Below are 19286 nucleotides of genomic sequence, written 5' to 3' on the forward strand. Positions count from 1 at the left end.
TTGCTGGAAATACTCTGATTATTTATCCAATCTGACAATTCGGTCGCGCTTGAGTTCTTCTTCAGTGCGGCCGGGACGGCTCTTATAAACCGGCAGGTTCCAGCCGAAGTACAGCGCACCGCCGCGCACGATGAATGCGGTGAGCGCTGCTGCAAGGGCTGCGAATATCGGGTCAAATCCGAAGCGCTCCAGCACCACATAAAGACAAGCGCCCGCGAGTGCTGCCGAAACATAAATTTCCCTGCGCATCAGCACGGACGGCTCACCTGCTACCATATCGCGCAAAATGCCACCAAGTGTGGCGGTGAAAATGCCCGTCACAATCGCGACCGATGGCCCGAAACCAAGTGCTAGCCCTTTGGCAGCGCCCACGACTGTATAGGCCGACATACCGATGGCGTCACACCACAGCAAAAGCCTGTAGCGTGATTCCACCAGGTGGGCTGTGAAGTAGACGATGATTGCCGCCGATGTGCCTGCCAGCAGATAAAAGGGTTGGACGACCCAGAAAACCGGCGCGCCCAACACCAGATCGCGCATCGTGCCGCCGCCAATGCCTGTAATATTGGCCAGGAAAATGAAGCCGATAATGTCGAGCTGACGACGTGAAGCCGCAAGAGCGCCAGTGGCAGCGAAGACGAAAACACCTGCAAAATTTGCAAAATCAAAAATCGTCACGCATGCGCCTCCCAGCTGGTATTTTGTCGATATTCCAACGGATAAGGACAAAAAGAAAGAGCGGCGATGTATATCGCCGCTCTCAATCGATCAATCAATCAGATCAAAATGCGCCCTAAGCATCGCCCTCTGCTTCAGTTGCGCCGCTTTCGGCAGCGACCTTCGGGCCGCCCTTTGAAACGCCAACCATAGCTGGACGCAGCACGCGGTCGCCGATGGCATAGCCTGCCTGCATAACCTGTACGACCGTGTTGGCTGGCAGTTCAGGGTTTGGCACTTCAAAAATAGCCTGATGGAAGTTCGGATCGAACTTTTCACCTTCTGGACTAAGCTTGGTCACGCCATGGCGTTCCAAAGCCTGCAGCATGGCACGTTCGGTCATTTCCACGCCTTCAGCCAGTGACTTGAGGTTTGCATCGGTTTCCAGTGCATCCACAGGAATAGCTTCATGTGCGCGGCTCAGGTTGTCGGAAACCGACAGCATGTCACGAGCAAAATTTGTCACTGCGTAAGTGCGGGCGTCCTGAACATCGCGCTGGGTGCGCTTGCGCAGGTTTTCCATCTCGGCAACGAGACGCAGCATCTGATCCTTGAGTTCAGCATTGTCAGCTTCGAGCGCTGCAATCGTATTTGCAGCCAGGCTCTCGGCATCAACGGATTCCTCTTCGGCTTCCGCGCGTGCCTCAGCCTTGCGGCTTTTCAGAAAATCATCGGCAGCACGCTTCAGCGCATCACGATCCCGAGGATTGTTGATATCGCGCTGCTCAAGATCGGGGTTTTCGGTTTTGTTTTTTTCATCAGCCATAATGCTTCTTCCGTCTTGAATAGTGTTTGGGCCGGATATCGAGTTTCGCGGCATTAAAATCAAGGTCTAAATTCTTCACCTTGGCAAGTCTGACACTGCATATCAGCATTTGAGCCAAAAGTGCGAAGCGGTTTTGCGTTGGATAAAGCGCAAAACAAACAGTGAGACGTGGCTCCACCGGTTCAGTCTTAGCTGGAGCCGCACTAGATTCAATATCATACTAGCGCAGCAGTCGGGATACGATCTGAGCAGTGTAATCAACCATCGGCACGATGCGGGCATAGTTGAGCCGCGTCGGGCCGATCACGCCAAGAGCACCAATAACCCGCTGCTCGCTGTCACGATAAGGGGCTACGACGAGTGAAGATCCCGAGAGCGAGAACAGCTTGTTTTCCGAGCCGATGAAAATCCGCACGCCAGAACCCGATTCAGCAAGATCCAGCAATTGGATCATGCCGTCCTTGGTTTCAAGATCATCGAAGAGATGACGCAGACGTTCGATATCTTCTTGTGCATGAATGTTTTCCAGCAGATTGGCGCGTCCGCGTACGATAAGCCGCGCGGGCTGGTCGGACCCTGCACCACTCCATACGGCAAGCCCTTGTCCCACCAGTTCCTGCGAGAGCTGATCAAGCTCCTGTCTGGTTTCTTCGGAAAGTTTTTCGAGTTCCGATTTTGCTTCTGACAGCGTATGCCCGTGGATATGGGCATTGAGAAAGTTCGATGTTTCCACGAGTTGCGAAGCGGAAATGCCGGCAGGCAGATTGATGACACGGTTTTCAACATCGCCGTTCTGCATCACAAGGACAGCAAGCGCACGTGTCGGCTCAAGCCGCACAAATTCGATGTGTTTGAGTGCACCTTCCGCTTTGGTGGCAAGCACAAGACCTGCGCCGCGCGAAAGGCCTGACAAAACCTGACTGGCTTCGGTCAAAACGCTTTCGACAGAATTACTGGTGCCTGCGGAACGAACCTGTGCTTCAATCGATGAGCGTTCATCGGGCGGCAGGTCGCCCACTTCCATGAAAGCATCCACGAAGAAACGCAGGCCAATCTGCGTCGGCAAACGTCCGGCGGAGATGTGTGGCGCATAGATGAGACCCAATTGTTCCAGATCGCTCATCACATTGCGAATGGTGGCAGGCGAAAGACTGTGCGGCAGCAGACGTGATAGATTGCGTGAGCCGACCGGATCACCATCATTGAGGTAGCTATCGACGATCAGCCGAAAAATATCACGCGACCGCTGGTCGAGCGCGCTAAGGAGCTGATGTTCCGGTGATTTGATCATTGTCTCAATGCGCGCCTTTTGAATTGCATGCTTTAAATATAAGACTGCTGGCGAAGGCGTCAAAGGCTTTGCACCTATAATGACAGGTCTCTTAACACCTCTCTTGGGTGATCTTGCGAAATTCCTTTCCATTCTTGTGCGACAGGCCTAAAAAGCCGCAACGAAAAACGAATTGAGGAATTACCATGCGTCCATCCAAGCGCGCTGTCGATGAAATGCGCGCCGTGTCTTTTGAGCGCGGCGTTTCCAAGCATGCCGAAGGCTCTTGCCTCGTCAAGTTTGGCGACACCCATGTTCTGTGCACGGCTAGCCTTGAGGAAAAGGTCCCGGGCTGGATGCGTAATAGCGGCAAGGGCTGGGTCACGGCCGAATATGGCATGCTTCCGCGCTCGACGGGTGATCGTATGCGCCGTGAAGCGGCAAGCGGCAAGCAGGGCGGTCGCACGCAGGAAATCCAGCGTCTGATCGGGCGTTCGTTGCGGGCAGTTGTTGATCTTCAGGCACTTGGCGAATTCCAGATCACGGTTGACTGCGACGTTATTCAAGCCGATGGCGGCACGCGCACAGCAGCCATCACCGGCGGCTGGGTTGCATTGCATGATTGCCTTCGCTGGATGGAAGCGCGTCAGATGATCCGCATCGAGAAAGTGCTCAAAGATCATATCGCCGCCATCTCTTGCGGCATTTATGAAGGCCAGCCGGTGCTTGATCTAGATTATGCAGAGGATTCGGCTGCTCAAACCGACAGCAATTTCGTGATGACTGGCCAGGGTGGCATCGTCGAAATTCAGGGTACGGCTGAAGGTGCACCGTTCTCGGAAGAAGAGTTCGCATCGCTTATGAAGCTTGCACGCGGCGGCATTAATCAGCTCGTCGAGTTGCAGAAAGCAGCCATTGCCTGATAGTTAAGGCCTTCTCTGGTTAGAGCGCATCCCGAAAAGTGTGAAGCGGTTTTCGGACAAGATGCGCTCAAAAACAAATATTTGGAGCGTTTCCTCTGATTCAGAGAAATTGAAAGCGCTCTAAGAGGAGGCCAAGGCTATGCAGGCAGCCCGCATTCTTGAAACTGCGCTCTATGTCCGGGATGTTGCCGAAGCGATTAAGTTCTATCGCGACATCATAGGGCTTGCGCCGGTGGGCAAAGTCAGTGAACGCAATGCATTCTTCCGCTGTGGTGACGGCATTTTGCTGCTCTTCAAGGCGGAAGAAACGTTGAAGCCGCCTGCACCGGGATCGCTGCCGGTGCCGCCTCATGGTACAACGGGCCCGGGGCATGTCTGTTTTGCAGCCGCGCGCCATGAGATTGACGCTTGGCGCACTTATCTCGAAAAGCAGGACATTGCGATCGAGTCTGATTTCGAATGGCCAAACGGCGCACGTTCGATTTATTTTCGTGATCCCTTCGGCAACTCGTTGGAATTCGCTGAGCCGAAACTTTGGAATTAAAGCATGATCCCGAAAAGTGGGAACCGGTTTTCGGCTAAGATCATGTGTGGAAAAAGGGCATGATCCCGAAAAGTGGGAACCGATTTTCGGATGAGATCATGCGTTGAAAAAAACAGGACTGAAATGAGAGCACTTGAAAAAGGCAAACTGATCGTCGCATCGCATAATGCGGGCAAACTGCGCGAGTTTGATGGGCTGATCGCCCCGTTTGGTTTTGAGGTCAGTTCTGTTGCGGCTCTCGGCCTCCCTGAGCCGGAAGAAACCGGCACAACTTTTGAGGAAAACGCTTACATCAAGGCGCTGGCCGCAGCACAGGCTACGGGTCTGCCATCGCTTTCTGATGATTCCGGCATGGCCGTGGATGCGCTTGATGGCGAACCCGGCGTTTACACGGCTGACTGGGCAGAAACTGAAGACGGCACGCGCGATTTCAACATGGCAATGCAGAAGGTCGAAGATCTTTTGCAGGAAAAGGGCGCGACGACGCCAGATAAGCGTAAAGCACGCTTTGTTTCAGTGATCTGCCTTGCTTGGCCGAATGGTGAAGCACAATATTACCGTGGTGAAGTGGAAGGCACGCTGATCTGGCCACCGCGTGGCGATATTGGTTTCGGTTATGATCCGGTGTTTAAGCCCGATGGCTATCAAAAGACCTTTGGTGAAATGACCGCCGACGAAAAGCATGGCTGGAAGCCGGGCGATGCGTCAGCTCTTTCGCATCGTGCGCGCGCTTTCAAGCTTTTCGCTGAAAAGGCACTTGACGTTGTTTCGGACCCCGCTGAATGAACCATCATTTTTCTCTACCCGCCGATAATGCTGATATTTTGCCGATCACGCGTACGGATGGGGAGAGTGCGTTTGGTGTTTACGTGCATTGGCCGTTTTGCCTCGCCAAATGCCCCTATTGCGACTTTAACAGTCACGTGCGTCATCAGCCGGTTGATCAGCAGCGCTTTGCGCAAGCCTTCAACCGGGAGATGGACACATTGCGTGCCCGCACCGGCCCGCGTACCATCACCAGTATATTTCTGGGCGGAGGCACGCCATCGCTGATGCAGCCTTCAACGGTTGGCAGCCTGCTCGACGGTATCGCATCGCGCTGGTCGGTGGCACCCGACATTGAAGTCACGCTGGAAGCCAATCCGACGAGCGTGGAAGCTGAACGCTTTCGCGGCTATCGTGCAGCTGGCGTCAATCGCGTGTCACTCGGCATTCAGGCATTGAATGACACCGATCTGCGCCGTTTGGGTCGTATGCATTCGGTAGAGGAGGCTAAGGCCGCAATTCGGTTGGCGCGTGAGATTTTCCCGCGTCTGTCTTTCGATCTCATCTATGCGCGCCCCAACCAGACGATTGAAGCCTGGCGTGAAGAGCTGAAAGAAGCAATTGATCTGGCTGCCGATCATCTGTCGCTCTACCAGCTGACCATCGAGGAAGGCACGCAGTTTTATAATCTGTGGAAAGCGGGCAAACTGACTACGCCTGACCCCGATCACGCTGCGGCTCTCTATGAGGAAACGCAGAAGGTGACAGCGGAGCATGGCCTTCCGGCTTACGAAATTTCGAACCATGCCGTGCCTGGACGTGAATCGCAGCACAATCTAGTTTACTGGCGCTATGGGCAATATGTCGGTATCGGCCCCGGCGCTCATGGGCGTTTCGTTGAGAATGGCGCTCGCACTGTAACGATCACGGAAAAACATCCGGAAACATGGCTCGAAAAGGTCGAGCAGCGTGGTCATGGCATCAACGAAGAAGAATATCTTGAACGCGATCAGGAAGGCGATGAATTCCTGATGATGGGATTGCGTCTGCGTGAAGGCATTGATCTTGATCGATATCGTCGCCTGACGGGACACGATATCGACAGACAACGTCTTGCGAGACTGGTTGCATCGGGCATGATCGAACCGATGGATGGGGATTTCATCCGTGCGACCCCGGATGGCGCTTTGGTGCTTGATGCGCTTTTGGCTGATCTTGCGGCATAAATATAGGCCTGCATAAGGATACGGAATGACCGAATTATACGACGATGTGAAGCGCGAATTTGTGGTTGGTGGCACCGCCCAGCGTGCCCGACCCATTGAATCTGCGCTCTATATCGTCTCGACCCCGATTGGCAATCTCGGCGATATGACTTTGCGCGGACTAGAAACGCTGGCAAGCGCTGACATTGTGGCCTGTGAAGACACCCGCGTTACCCGCGTGTTGCTGGATCGTTATGGCATTGTGCGTCGTCCGATCAGCTATCATGAACATAATGCCAATGAAGCAGGTCCAAAGCTCATCGCTGCCTTGCAGGCTGGCAAGAGTGTTGCGCTTGTTTCGGATGCCGGAACGCCACTCGTGTCCGATCCGGGTTTCCGGCTGGTTGGTGAAGCGCGTGATGCGGGTATCCGGGTTGTGCCAATTCCGGGCGCATCGGCGCTTCTTGCAGCCCTTGCAGCTTCAGGGTTGCCAACCGATGCGTTCATGTTTTGCGGTTTTCTGCCAGTCAAGCATGGTCAGAAACAATCGAAGCTTGAGAGCCTCAAGAATATAGATGCGACGCTGGTTTTCTATGAATCACCGAACCGCTCCGCGGCAACATTGGCTGATATGGTCGAGGTTTTCGGCGCAGATCGGAAAGCAGCGCTTTGCCGTGAACTGACCAAAGCCTATGAGACCATCGTAACCACGACGCTCGGTGAATTGTCCAAGCAGTTCGATGGTGAAGACCGAATTCGCGGTGAGGTGGTGCTGCTGGTCGGCCCGCCTTCAGGGGAAGCCGGTCCGCAAAGCGAAGAAGATATAGACAAGTTGCTTTTATCGCTTGCTGAGGAACTTCCGCCGTCAAAAGCCGCAGGCGAGGCCGCGCGCATGACGGGCGGGCAGAAATCGGTACTTTATCAGCGATTGATGCAGCTGAAGGCGCAAGGCTGATGAGTGATTTCCGCGAGAAAAAGCGTGTTGCTTTCTTTCGCGGACACAGCGCTGAGCGCTTGGCCGCTTTCGCGCTTATGCTCAAGGGTTTTCGTATCGTCGCGCGCCGCTATCGCACTAGGCTTGGTGAGATTGATCTCATTGCCCGGCGTGGTGATCTCATTCTCATTGTAGAAGTCAAAGCACGATCGAGTGTGGAGGCAGCGCAACTTGCCGTCACATCGTCCGCTATGCGTCGCATCGAAGGGGCTGCCGATATGTGGCTGCAACGTCAGCCAGATTATGCTCGGCTGTCGTTGCGGTTTGACCTTGTGGCCGTACTTCCACGTCGCTGGCCCAAACATGTTCCGGCATTTTTCACGTCTGGCAACTATAGCTAAGTTAATGTAAATCCTATAAAAATTATGGGATATAATTTGGGGCAAACAGGAATTAAAATCCTCAAAAAGCCTTTTCCGAGAAAAAGTGATGCTCCGCGCGATTTGCGCGCGCAAGCCCGTTTCTTATAAAATTTCACCACTCCGGGGATAATGGCCGCTATCTGAAAAAGGATAGTCTCGTGTCCCATTCACAACCGCGCCTTCTTGCTGATTTTCCTGCCTTCTTCCGTGTTTCGGAAGAGGTGGTGGTTATTGTCGGCGGTGGCGAGGAAGCGCTCAACAAAGCGCGCCTCGTAGCTCAGACATCTGCTCGTTTGCGGATTGTTGCGGAAGAGTTCGAGCCCGCGCTGACAGCTTTCATTGAAAGCCATGGTGTGGAGCAAGCAGAGGAAGCTTTCAGACCAGAACATCTTGAAGGTGCGAAGCTGGTTTTTGTCGCAACCGGCGACGAGGCAAAGGACCGCGCCATTGCAGCCAGCGTGAAGGCTGAGAAGGTCCCGGTCAATGTTGTGGACCGACCAGCCCTTTGCGATTTCCTGACACCAGCCATCGTGAACCGCGCACCGATTGCGATTGCGATTGGCACGGAAGGATCAGCCCCTGTTCTGGCGCAGATGGTGCGTGCGCGCATCGATGCAGCCTTCTCACCACGTCTTGGCGAATTGGCGCATTATGCCGAAAGCTGGCGTCCGCTGGTCGAAAAGCTTCTGCCAAAAGGCCTGGCCCGCCGCAGTTTCTGGCGCGGTTTCTTCTCCGGCTCCGTAGCGCGTGCTGTTGAAAACGGTGATCGTGAGAGCGCATACAAAGCCGCAAATGAGTTGATCGCTCAGTCGCAAAACGCTGCCGGCTACGTCTGGCTTGTCGGTGCTGGTCCTGGCGCAGAAGACCTGCTGACCTTGCGCGCCCATCGCGTTCTGATGGAAGCGGATGTCATCGTGCATGACGCGCTGGTGCCGGAAGGTGTGATCGCCATGGGCCGCCGCGATGCCGAACGCCTAGCGGTAGGCAAACGCAAAGGTTGCCATTCCAAGAGTCAGAATGAAATCAACGATCTTCTGGTCCGCCTTGGTCGTGAGGGTAAGCGTGTGGTGCGCCTGAAAGCAGGCGATCCGCTTGTTTTTGGTCGCGCTGGCGAGGAAATGGCGGCATTGCGCGCCGCGGGTATCGGCTTTGAAATCGTGCCGGGCATCACGTCCGCTTTCGCCGCCGCAGCCGATATGGAACTACCGCTGACTTTGCGTGGTGTTGCTTCTTCGTTGGTATTTACGACTGGCCATGACATGGCAGGCGATGTGCTGCCGGGCTGGGCCAAGCTTGCTGTCTCCGGGGCAACAATTGCCGTCTATATGGGTTCAAGTGTTGCAGCCTCGGTTGCAAGCCGTCTGATCTCTGCCGGTCTGCATGAAGATACGGCAGTCGCGGTTGTTGAGAATGCCAGCCGCAAGGATAAGCGGCTGTTTCATGGAACATTGAAAGATCTCCCGTCTCTGGAAGAGCGCAAAGAACTCTCCGGTCCGGTCATGGTCATCATCGGCGATGCTGTTGCAGGCGCCGCTATCGACAAAGCGCAGGCGCTGGCAGTCAAGCCAAGCCTTGTTGCAGCTTAAAGCGCATCCCGAAAAGTGGACCCCGGTTTTCGGAAAAGATGCGCGTGAAGAAAAAACGAACGTAGCGCCGATCTGACTTAATCAGATCGAAATGCGCTCAAAGTTCAGGAGTTGGGAAAATGGTTGTAAAAGTTCTCACTGCAAACCGGCTCATCGATGGACAGGCTGTGTGGCTTGGCGCTGACGGATCATGGCAGGAAACCATCGATGGTGCGTTGGTTGCCCGTCATGCGGAAGCCGTCAGCGCACTTGAAGAAGCAGGTAAAGTCGCAGCGAAAGCCAATCTGGTTGTCGACGTGAATGTCATCGATGTCGAAGAGCGCGACGAAGGGCTTTATCCCATTCGCCTCCGCGAACGTATCCGACTCTCCGGTCCCACCATCATTACGCTTGGTCAACCAGCGTTAAAGCAAGCCTCCTGATCTGAATATCGGAAGTAAATATGTATCGTTATGATGAATTTGACCGTGACTTTGTTGCGGCCCGCGTTGCACAGTTCAAGGATCAGGTTGGGCGTCGCCTTTCTGGCGAATTGACGGAAGACCAGTTCAAGCCTTTGCGGCTGATGAACGGTCTTTATCTGCAATTACATGCCTATATGCTGCGTGTTGCGATCCCTTATGGCACATTGTCGAGCCGCCAGCTGCGCAGGCTTGGCTCCATTGCGCGGGATTATGACCGTGGCTTCGCGCATTTCACGACGCGTCAGAATATCCAATACAACTGGCCAGCACTTAAGGATGTGCCGCAAATTCTGGAAGAGCTGGCCGAAGTGGAAATGCATGCAATCCAGACGTCGGGAAATTGCATTCGCAACGTGACAGCCGATCATTTTGCAGGGGCTGCGCACGACGAAGTCACCGATCCACGCCCGTTTGCCGAGATTCTCCGTCAGTGGTCGTCACTGCATCCGGAGTTTTCTTATCTGCCGCGCAAGTTCAAGATAGCGATTGTCGGCTCAGAGCAGGATCGTGCGGCCATTCAGGTGCATGACATTGGCTTGCAGCTTAAAAAGAACGAAGCAGGCGAACTTGGCCTTGCTGTTTATATCGGGGGCGGGCAGGGGCGTACTCCAATGGTCGCCAAAAAAATCCGCGACTTCCTGCCGGTCGAAGACATGCTGACCTATGTGACGGCTATCGTGCGTGTCTATAACCTATACGGTCGCCGCGACAATAAATATAAGGCGCGCATCAAAATTCTCGTGCATGAAACTGGCGTTGAGCCGTTGGTACAGGAGATTGACGCCGAATGGGAACAGATCCGCTACGGTGATCTAAAACTGCCGCAGCGTGATATTGATGCGATTGAAAGCTATTTCAGGATGCCGGACCTGCCGCAGCGTCCCGAAGGCTGGGAAATTCTGGCTGTTACGCAGAAGTCCGATGCCGATTTTGCGGCCTGGACCAGGCGCAATATAACGCCACACAAGAATCCCGATTATGCCGTTGTCACGGTTTCGTTGAAGCCTATCGGTGGGATTCCGGGTGATGCCAGCGCCGAGCAGATGGAACTGGTGGCGGATATTGCCGAAACCTATTCGTTCGATGAAATCCGCGTCAGCCATGAGCAGAATCTGGTTCTGCCGCATGTGGCCAAGGCTGACCTTCCTGCGGTCTATGATCTGCTCGCCTCCGATGGTCTGGTGACGGCCAATGCCGGTCTCATCACAGATATCATCGCATGTCCGGGCCTTGATTATTGTGCGCTGGCCAATGCGCGCTCGATCCCGGTCGCGCAGCGTATTTCGGAACGCTTTGGCGATCATCAGCGCCAGCTTGAAATCGGCGATCTCAAGATCAAGATTTCCGGCTGCATTAATGCCTGCGGTCATCATCATGTCGGGCATATCGGTATTCTTGGCGTCGAGAAGAAGGGCGAAGAACTCTATCAGATCACGCTTGGCGGTTCCGGCGATGAGCATACGTCGATTGGCGACATCACGGGACGTGGATTTTCTTCCGAAGAAGTGGTCGATGCCATCGAGACTGTCGTCGATACCTATCTCGGTTTGCGCGAGAGCGATAAGGAAACATTCCTCAATGCTTACCGTCGGGTTGGCATGGAGCCCTTCAAGCGCGCGCTTTATGGAGAGGTGAGCCGTGCGGCCTGACGCTGATCCCAGTTCGGACCAGAGAGCGGAGGCGCAAGCCCGTCTCCTGGAAGGAAGTCATGGCGCTTCCTCTCCGCAAGAGGTGATCGCACTCAGCATCCACGAACTCTTTGAAGAACGCATCGCAGTCGTCTCGTCGTTTGGAGCGGAGTCCGCCATTCTGTTGCACATGATCGCGCAGATCGATCCGGCAACACCGGTTCTGTTTCTCGATACGGGTAAGCATTTCCGCGCAACGCTCGATTATAGGCATGATCTCGTAGAACGGCTGGGTCTGACGGATGTTCAGGATATTCTGCCGCTTGAGGAAAACGTGAAAGCCGATGATCCGTTCGGTGCTTTGTCGATGACCGACAAGGATCGCTGCTGCTTCATTCGCAAGGTTGAACCGATGGCGCGTGCCGTCGCACCTTATCGCGCGTGGATGACAGGCCGGAAGCAATTTCAGGCCTCCACCCGCAATGCTTTGCCAGTTTTTGAATCTGTCGGCCCGCGTATCCGCATCAATCCGCTTGCGCATATGCAGTCGGAAGACTTGCGCGCCTATGCGCAAAAGTACGACCTTCCCGTGCACCCACTGACCACGCAGGGGTATCGCTCCATTGGTTGCATGCCCTGCACACGACCAGTCCGTGATGACGAAGATCAGCGTGCCGGACGCTGGGCGGGATCGGAAAAGACCGAATGCGGCATCCATCTGACCGGCCTTGCTGAAAGCCTGAATAATCTTGGAGCTTTGGACCCGAAATGAGTGAAACGATCTTGGAAACGAAGCTCTGGTCTGAGCAAGGCTTTCGTGAAGACGACTATATTTTTGCGGATGATTTGGAAACCGCAGGTGATGCGCCCGCGATCATCATCCCTTTGGCCGTCTGGTTGGGATTTGATGAGGAGCTGCGTCGTTCTTCCAATCGCCGCATAGGTGTGTTGGTGACGCCGGGTGAAAAGGTCGAGCCACTATTCGATCATCTCGACAGCCTGCCGGTTATTGCCTTACAGTTTCCGGCCTTCAACGATGGCCGTTCCTATTCAAAGGCAGAAGTTCTGCGTCGTGCGGGCTTTGAAGGCGAATTGCGGGCGACAGGGGATGTGCTGATCGATCAGGCAGCTCTTATGCTGCGCACCGGGTTTGACAGCCTTCAGGTAACCAACAAGGTGGCCCAAAGCCGCCTTGGCGAGCAGCGTCTTGTGGATACGCCCGGTTATTATCAGCCCGGCCGTGGTTCGGTGCAGCAGGAGGGTGGGTTCGCCTGGCGTCGGGTAAAGGCGGGCTAATTCTTAGCAATCACCTTTTTTGTGGTTTTGCTTGTTCGCTTGATGGGGTAGATACGCCCCATCAAAGCATTTCCAGCAAAAGTGCGAAGCGGTTTTGCGTCGGATAATGCGTCAAAATAAAAAGATAGAGCGGTCAAAGGTTTCATATTATCCGGAACCGCTCTGGATTTGGAGACAAGACGTGATCCGCCACATTGTTTTCTTCAGCGTCAAGCCAGATCAGGACATCGATGTCGTCCGGAAGGGCTTGGAGCAGTTGGGCACTATTCCTTATTCCGACGTTTTTGAAGTTCTGCCGAATTCCAAGGTCGACCCGATGGGCAACGCAATTGATCTTGTTGTCTATGCCGAGTTCAAGGATGAGGAAGCGCTCTTCGCTTATAAAAACCATCCGACCTATGATGCATCCACGCAATATGTGCGCCCTATGCGTGAACTGCGTTTCTCCGCAGATGTCGTAACTGACAAGGGCTGATAGACTTTACCCATTCTGGCTCTGATCGAGGTGGCAGGCATATGTTTATCGTATTTGCAGGTTTGCCGGGTGTTGGAAAAAGTACGATTGCACATAAACTGGCGGGCATTTTGCCCGCTTTTTATTTGCGTATTGATACGATCGAGAACGCAATCATTGCTTCCGATGTGCTTTCACAGCAGGGAAAGCCAGGCGTTTCGGGCTATATGACCGCATACCGGCTTGCCTCCGATAATCTATCGTTGGGGCATATGGTCATTGCAGATTCTGTGAATCCGCTCAAAATTACGCGTGATGCTTATAGATCTCTTGCGCTATCTGCGAATGTGCCGCTGGTGGAAGTCGAAATCATCTGTTCTGATTTAGCGGAGCACAAAAGACGCGTTGAGACACGTAGAGAGAAGTCTCAAGATCCATCTCAGCCGACATGGAGCGCTGTTCAGTCTCGTCAATATGAGCCTTGGGACAGACCGCATCTTGTGATCGACACGGCGTTGTTCTCACCCGAGGAAGCTGTCGGATTGATCATAGATCAGCTGCGTCAATCGGGTCATTGGGATTTGCGTAATTAATCTTCGGTTGTTGGTCGTGCCTGCAAAGGCAGACCACCGAACAAATCCGGCTCAAGTGATGTTCTGGCGCGTTCGATATTGAGCAGGCGCAGCTTGGTCGCTGTACCACCCGCAGCCGAAAAACCGCCGACTTTGCCATTGGAGCCTAAAACCCGATGGCAGGGGACAATGATCGGAAACGGGTTTTTGCCGAGCGCATAGCCAACTGCCTGCGAAAGACTGACATCACCGAGCCTGCGCGCGATTGCGCCATAGGTGATGGTTTCACCAGCTTTGAGTTCCAGAAGGATTTCATAGACCCTGCGATTGAGGTCCGGTACCGAATCAAGTGCGAGAGGCGTTACGGAAAAGTCCGGATCGCCGCCTTCAAGCAACACGCGAACATTGTCGATCGCTTCTGTGATGAAAACAGGTGGGGATGTGACTTCTATTTCGGAAAAGCGGCTTTTCAGCCTGTAACGGGTCTCGTTTTCATCGGCATCGCCGATTTCCACGCCGACAATTTTGTCTGCATGCCAAGCGATGCCGCAAGGGCCTATCGGTGTTTCAAATATGCTGAGACCTGACGATTCCATAGCAGCAATCATAACATGAGTTGGTCGTTTCCGTGAAAACGCTTGCGTGAAATTCGCAATATTTGCAGCGGACGGCACAGCGAAATGGTTGAAGAACGACGCAAATAGTGATTGTGTGAGAGTAACCCGCCAGTGACATGGAAAGTTGCATGTCTTTAAATGGCCAAATGATTGAGTGATATCTTCTGGCGCGCGTTTTGGCGTGATCGGGACGAGGAATTTTAAATGGACGATTACGAACGCTATGCCACAGGGCTGATGATCGTTTTTGGTGCGCTGATCGTCGGTGCACTGATGGCAGCCAATCTTTATCATGGCGATAAGCCGGGTTTTCTTTTCGCGCTGGGTGCAGCGGTGGTAGCCTGGTTCTCTGCTTTTGCAGTGCTTTTCGATAAGCCCCGCGTCTATGGCGTGATGATCGCCATTGCGATCGGACTGGTCGCAGCTTCTATCGGCGCTTTCGTAACCTGACTTTCGAAGCTTATAGCATTACAAAAAAGCCCCGGATTGTCCGGGGCTTTTTTGTTTAAATATAGGGCGAATAGCACTGACGCCTTGGCCCATAATTGGGCTGGAACGTATTGTCATATGCGCGGTAGGAGCGATAGCGATTGTAGCACCAGCGCACATGCGCGTTGCCACCACGATACATCGGGGCTGGGCGATAGCGCGGCGGATGACGATAGACCGGCGGACCCCAATCTCGATAATACGGCCGATAATGCGGGCGATAATGCCTGTATCCATCGCGATAACGTGGCCGATCATGACGCCAATAGCGTCGATCTCCGCGGTAATCGTAGTATTGCACGTTCTCGACCGGAGCCTGCGCGCTGGGTGTGATTGCAGGTGCGATAAGCGCTGTTGGCTGTGCCGCATTTGCGCTTGCTGTGATGGCGGGCACACCTATGCCGAGTGACAGACACGCTGCGAAGAAGGAAGCTGCAAATTTCTTCATCGGGTTCTCCCTGAAACATGTCGCGGAAAAGTGGGGACGGTTTTCCGATCTCGACATGCGAAAAACAAGAATAGAGCGCATAGCGCTTATGGTCTCGCTGTCCCTGAAGGCGATTTTGCTCCAGCAATATGGCGGGTAGGTGGCTGCGAATGCTCACTTTTTCTTCCCCTTGGCAACAGTTGGGTGAAGGCTTGTGTAGGGGCCTAAAACATGCGTTCAGAATTGACATAAAGATATGTTTATGTCATTAAGCGGTGCTTGTGCGTTGTGGGTTCACGCAAAACCTTCGAACGCGCACGATGTGATGTGATCTACACACTGGATTAATTGAAAATCCTTTGCGGATTTCGGCCGGTGTTGTAGCGATGAAGCGTATTTGAATACAGGCGGTAATCCCCTATGACGTCTTCCCTCGATAATCTTTTTGGTGCAACGGCAGCAAAGCCGGACGGTTCGGAAGTGCTCGCAGCACTGACCCAGGCCGCTAGAGAGCGCATTCTGATTCTCGATGGGGCCATGGGTACGCAGATTCAGGGGCTCGGCTTTCACGAAGAGCATTTTCGCGGCGAACGTTTTGGTGCCTGCGACTGCCAGCTTCAGGGCAACAACGATCTTCTGACACTCACCCAGCCAAAGGCGATTGAAGAAATTCACTATGCTTACGCCATGGCTGGAGCGGATATTCTTGAAACCAATACGTTTTCTTCAACTACCATCGCTCAGGCCGATTACGGCATGGAGGATGCGGTTTACGAACTGAACCGCGATGGCGCGCGCCTTGCCCGACGTGCAGCCTTGCGCGCTCAGCAGAAAGACGGTCGCCGCCGCTTTGTTGCAGGCGCACTCGGACCGACAAACCGTACCGCCTCGCTTTCGCCGGACGTGAACAATCCGGGCTATCGTGCAGTCACCTTCGATGATCTGCGTATCGCCTATGCTGATCAGATTCGCGGATTGATGGACGGCGGCTCCGATATCATTCTGATTGAAACGATCTTCGATACGCTGAATGCAAAGGCTGCAGTCTTTGCTGCCGAAGAAGTATTTATCGAGAAGGGCGTACATCTGCCGGTCATGATTTCCGGCACGATTACCGATCTTTCAGGTCGTACGCTTTCCGGCCAGACGCCGACGGCATTCTGGTATTCGCTGCGCCATGCCAAGCCTTTCACCATTGGCCTTAATTGCGCGCTCGGCGCCAATGCGATGCGTGAACATCTGGCGGAAATCGCAGGCATCGCCGATACGTTTGTCTGTGCCTATCCAAATGCCGGTCTGCCGAATGAATTCGGTCAGTACGACGAAAGCCCGGAAGCAATGGCCGCGCAGATCGAAGATTTCGCGCGTGAAGGCCTCGTCAACGTGGTTGGCGGTTGCTGTGGCTCGACGCCTGACCATATTCGCGCAATCGCTGCGGCTGTCGCCAAGCATCCGCCGCGCAAGCCGGTTAACGTGCCACCATTGATGCGCTTGTCTGGCCTTGAGCCTTTCACGCTGACCAAAGACATTCCCTTCGTCAATATCGGTGAGCGTACCAACGTTACCGGCTCTGCCCGCTTTCGCAAGCTGATTACGGCTGGTGATTATTCGGCAGCACTCGTTGTTGCCCGCGATCAGGTGGAAAACGGCGCGCAGATCATCGACATCAATATGGATGAAGGCCTGATCGACAGCCAGAAGATCATGGTTGAGTATCTCAACCTGATTGCAGCTGAGCCGGACATCGCTCGCGTGCCAGTGATGATCGATAGTTCTAAATGGGACGTGATCGAAGCTGGTCTTAAATGCGTGCAAGGCAAGCCCATCGTCAATTCCATCTCGCTCAAAGAAGGCGAGGAAGCCTTCCTGCATCATGCGCGACTGGTCCGCTCCTATGGCGCGGCAGTTGTGGTCATGGCATTTGATGAAACCGGGCAGGCTGATACGGAACAGCGCAAAGTCGAAATCTGCACTCGCGCTTACAAGATACTGACCGAGCAGGTCGGCTTCCCACCGGAAGATATCATCTTCGATCCGAACGTCTTTGCGGTCGCGACCGGTATTGATGAGCACAATAATTACGGCGTCGATTTCATTGAGGCCACGCGCAAGATTACTTCAACCTTGCCGCACGCCCATATTTCCGGCGGTGTTTCCAATCTGTCGTTCTCGTTCCGTGGCAATGAGCCGGTGCGCGAAGCGATGCATGCGGTCTTCCTCTATCATGCCATTCAGGTTGGCATGGATATGGGCATCGTCAATGCCGGTCAGCTCGCCGTTTATGACACGATTGATCCGGAACTGCGCGAGGCCTGCGAAGATGTGGTGCTCAATCGTCGTGCAGACGGAACCGAACGCCTGCTGGAAATTGCCGAACGTTTCCGGGATAGCGGTACAAGGGAAGCCAAAACGCAAGATCTGAGCTGGCGTGAATGGTCAGTCGAAAAGCGGTTGGCGCATGCGCTGGTCAACGGCATTACTGAATATATCGAAGCTGATACCGAAGAAGCTCGTCTGGCCGCAGCGCGTCCGCTGCATGTGATCGAAGGCCCGCTGATGGCCGGCATGAATGTGGTCGGCGATCTGTTTGGTTCGGGCAAAATGTTCCTGCCCCAGGTGGTTAAATCCGCACGCGTGATGAAGCAGGCTGTTGCGGTGCTTCTCCCTTACATGGAAGAAGAAAAGCGCCTGAGCGGTGGCGAAGGCCGCCAGAGTGCAGGAAAAGTGCTGATGGCAACCGTGAAGGGTGATGTGCATGACATCGGCAAGAACATTGTTGGCGTGGTTCTCGCCTGCAACAATTACGAGATCATCGATCTTGGCGTGATGGTGCCGACACAGAAAATTCTCGATACTGCGCGCGCGGAAAATGTCGATGTGATCGGCCTTTCGGGCCTGATTACGCCATCTCTCGACGAGATGGTGCATGTCGCGGCCGAAATGGAACGCGAGGGCTTTAACGTGCCGTTGCTGATTGGCGGTGCGACAACCAGCCGTGTTCATACGGCGGTGAAAATTCATCCGCGTTATGAGCAGGGACAGGCGGTTTATGTGATCGATGCCAGCCGTGCGGTTGGCGTCGTTTCCAATCTTCTGTCACCGGAAAACAAGGCAGGCTATATCGAAGGTATCCGTTCTGAATATGCCAAGGTTGCAGCAGCACATGCGCGTAACGAAGCGGATAAGAAGCGCTTGCCGTTGGCTCGTGCGCGCGAGAACGCGCATAAGCTCGACTGGGATGCTTACAACCCGCCGAAGCCGACTTTCCTTGGCACCAAGACGTTCGAGAACTACGATCTCGCAGCAATTGCTCGTTATATCGACTGGACGCCTTTCTTCCAGACCTGGGAGATGAAGGGGCGCTATCCGGCAATTCTCGAAGATGAAAAACAGGGCGAAGCCGCGCGTGCGCTTTGGGCAGACGCGCAGGCAATGCTTGCCAAGATCATTGAAGAAAAGTGGTTTGCACCGCGCGCCGTTATCGGTTTCTGGCCCGCCAATACGGTGGGCGACGATATCCGTCTCTTCACTGATGAGAGCCGGAAGGAAGCGCTAGCGACCTTCTTCACGCTACGCCAGCAATTGTCCAAGCGCGACGGTCGTCCAAATGTTGCTATGTCGGACTTCGTAGCGCCTCTAGACAGCAGCAAGCAGGATTATGTTGGCGGCTTCGTTGTGACCGCAGGCATTGAGGAAGTGGCAATTGCAGAGCGTTTTGAGCGAGCCAATGACGACTATTCGTCAATTCTCGTTAAAGCGCTGGCGGACCGCTTCGCTGAAGCTTTTGCGGAATTGATGCATCAGCGCGTGCGCAACGAGTTCTGGGGCTATGCGCCGGGTGAAGAACTACCGAACGACGATCTGATCCACGAGCGTTATGCGGGTATCCGCCCCGCACCTGGCTATCCGGCGCAGCCTGACCACACCGAAAAATCAACACTGTTTGAGCTGCTTGATGCGACCACTCAAACTGGGGTTGAGCTGACGGAAAGCTATTCCATGTGGCCGGGCTCATCGGTTTCGGGGCTCTATATCGGTCATCCGGAAAGCTATTATTTCGGCGTTGCCAAAGTAGAGCGTGATCAGGTTGAGGATTACGCTGAACGTAAAGGCATGAGCGTTGAGGAGGTTGAGCGCTGGCTGGGACCGATCCTCAACTATATACCGGGGCAAACACCGGAGCCAGTTGAAGCAGCTGCTTAAGTAG

At 54.2% G+C, this 19286-nt stretch carries 20 protein-coding genes; 15 read left to right on the plus strand and 5 right to left on the minus strand.

The window, feature by feature from the left end:
• Window positions 1–18: 18 nt before the first annotated feature.
• The 3 genes from OIV19_RS02320 to hrcA all read right to left on the minus strand — a co-directional run bounded on the left by OIV19_RS02320 (window position 19) and on the right by hrcA (window position 2774).
• On the minus strand, window positions 19–678 hold the full coding sequence (locus OIV19_RS02320) for a trimeric intracellular cation channel family protein (RefSeq protein ID WP_095445922.1): 660 nt from the start codon (window positions 676–678) through the stop codon (window positions 19–21).
• Between the two features lie 115 nt (window positions 679–793).
• Window positions 794–1483, minus strand: coding sequence for a nucleotide exchange factor GrpE (grpE, locus tag OIV19_RS02325; RefSeq protein WP_264230545.1), 690 nt, complete (start codon window positions 1481–1483; stop codon window positions 794–796).
• Window positions 1484–1703: 220 nt separating this feature from the next.
• Window positions 1704–2774, minus strand: coding sequence for a heat-inducible transcriptional repressor HrcA (gene hrcA / locus OIV19_RS02330; RefSeq protein ID WP_095447830.1), 1071 nt, complete (start codon window positions 2772–2774; stop codon window positions 1704–1706).
• Between the two features lie 185 nt (window positions 2775–2959).
• On the opposite strand from hrcA, the gene rph reads away from it, so the two are divergent.
• The 13 genes from rph to OIV19_RS02395 all read left to right on the plus strand — a co-directional run bounded on the left by rph (window position 2960) and on the right by OIV19_RS02395 (window position 13567).
• Entirely contained in the window at window positions 2960–3676 is a 717-nt protein-coding gene (gene rph / locus OIV19_RS02335) for a ribonuclease PH (protein WP_264230546.1), read from the plus strand.
• A 139-nt stretch (window positions 3677–3815) separates the two neighbouring features.
• Complete coding sequence (locus OIV19_RS02340) at window positions 3816–4220, plus strand: VOC family protein (RefSeq protein WP_264230547.1); 405 nt, start codon at window positions 3816–3818, stop codon at window positions 4218–4220.
• Between the two features lie 123 nt (window positions 4221–4343).
• Complete coding sequence (rdgB, locus tag OIV19_RS02345; RefSeq protein ID WP_264230548.1) at window positions 4344–5006, plus strand: RdgB/HAM1 family non-canonical purine NTP pyrophosphatase; 663 nt, start codon at window positions 4344–4346, stop codon at window positions 5004–5006.
• Entirely contained in the window at window positions 5003–6211 is a 1209-nt protein-coding gene (gene hemW, locus OIV19_RS02350) for a radical SAM family heme chaperone HemW (protein WP_264230549.1), read from the plus strand. Before rdgB ends, hemW begins: the two co-directional genes overlap by 4 nt.
• 25 nt (window positions 6212–6236) lie before the next feature.
• Window positions 6237–7145: a 16S rRNA (cytidine(1402)-2'-O)-methyltransferase gene (gene rsmI / locus OIV19_RS02355; RefSeq protein WP_095445927.1), complete on the plus strand. Its 909-nt coding sequence runs from the start codon at window positions 6237–6239 to the stop codon at window positions 7143–7145.
• Window positions 7145–7525: a YraN family protein gene (locus tag OIV19_RS02360; protein ID WP_264230550.1), complete on the plus strand. Its 381-nt coding sequence runs from the start codon at window positions 7145–7147 to the stop codon at window positions 7523–7525. The genes rsmI and OIV19_RS02360 overlap by 1 nt, the downstream gene beginning before the upstream one ends.
• 179 nt (window positions 7526–7704) lie before the next feature.
• Window positions 7705–9132 carry a siroheme synthase CysG gene (gene cysG / locus OIV19_RS02365; protein ID WP_264230551.1) on the plus strand — a complete coding sequence of 476 codons (1428 nt, stop codon included), beginning with the start codon at window positions 7705–7707 and terminating at the stop codon, window positions 9130–9132.
• 119 nt (window positions 9133–9251) lie between these two features.
• Window positions 9252–9554: a DUF2849 domain-containing protein gene (locus tag OIV19_RS02370; protein WP_095445930.1), complete on the plus strand. Its 303-nt coding sequence runs from the start codon at window positions 9252–9254 to the stop codon at window positions 9552–9554.
• Between the two features lie 20 nt (window positions 9555–9574).
• Complete coding sequence (locus tag OIV19_RS02375; RefSeq protein WP_264230552.1) at window positions 9575–11245, plus strand: nitrite/sulfite reductase; 1671 nt, start codon at window positions 9575–9577, stop codon at window positions 11243–11245.
• A complete protein-coding gene (locus OIV19_RS02380) occupies window positions 11235–11996 on the plus strand; it encodes a phosphoadenylyl-sulfate reductase (protein WP_264230553.1) in 762 nt (253 codons plus the stop codon). The genes OIV19_RS02375 and OIV19_RS02380 overlap by 11 nt, the downstream gene beginning before the upstream one ends.
• A complete protein-coding gene (locus OIV19_RS02385; protein WP_095445933.1) occupies window positions 11993–12520 on the plus strand; it encodes a DUF934 domain-containing protein in 528 nt (175 codons plus the stop codon). The genes OIV19_RS02380 and OIV19_RS02385 overlap by 4 nt, the downstream gene beginning before the upstream one ends.
• 181 nt (window positions 12521–12701) lie before the next feature.
• Window positions 12702–12995, plus strand: coding sequence for a Dabb family protein (locus tag OIV19_RS02390; protein WP_007873331.1), 294 nt, complete (start codon window positions 12702–12704; stop codon window positions 12993–12995).
• Between the two features lie 41 nt (window positions 12996–13036).
• Window positions 13037–13567 carry a P-loop nucleotide/nucleoside kinase family protein gene (locus OIV19_RS02395; RefSeq protein WP_264230554.1) on the plus strand — a complete coding sequence of 177 codons (531 nt, stop codon included), beginning with the start codon at window positions 13037–13039 and terminating at the stop codon, window positions 13565–13567.
• Here OIV19_RS02395 and OIV19_RS02400 read toward each other — a convergent pair.
• The gene (locus OIV19_RS02400; RefSeq protein ID WP_095447832.1) at window positions 13564–14142 is read right to left on the minus strand and encodes a methylated-DNA--[protein]-cysteine S-methyltransferase; all 579 of its coding nucleotides are present in this window, start codon (window positions 14140–14142) and stop codon (window positions 13564–13566) included. The two genes, OIV19_RS02395 and OIV19_RS02400, sit on opposite strands and share 4 nt — an antisense overlap.
• Window positions 14143–14367: 225 nt before the next feature.
• Here OIV19_RS02400 and OIV19_RS02405 point away from each other — a divergent pair, with 225 nt between their 5' ends.
• Entirely contained in the window at window positions 14368–14613 is a 246-nt protein-coding gene (locus tag OIV19_RS02405; RefSeq protein ID WP_094578781.1) for a hypothetical protein, read from the plus strand.
• Window positions 14614–14668: 55 nt separating this feature from the next.
• Here the strand turns inward: OIV19_RS02405 and OIV19_RS02410 are convergent, their stop codons facing one another.
• Complete coding sequence (locus OIV19_RS02410) at window positions 14669–15100, minus strand: BA14K family protein (RefSeq protein WP_264230555.1); 432 nt, start codon at window positions 15098–15100, stop codon at window positions 14669–14671.
• 399 nt (window positions 15101–15499) lie between these two features.
• Between OIV19_RS02410 and metH the strand changes: the two genes are divergently transcribed.
• Window positions 15500–19282 (plus strand): methionine synthase, encoded by a 3783-nt coding sequence (gene metH, locus OIV19_RS02415; protein ID WP_264230556.1) that lies wholly within the window; start codon window positions 15500–15502, stop codon window positions 19280–19282.
• Window positions 19283–19286 lie beyond the last annotated feature (4 nt).

The sequence above is a fragment of the Brucella sp. HL-2 genome, from assembly GCF_025846885.2.
Taxonomy (GTDB): domain Bacteria; phylum Pseudomonadota; class Alphaproteobacteria; order Rhizobiales; family Rhizobiaceae; genus Brucella; species Brucella quorumnocens.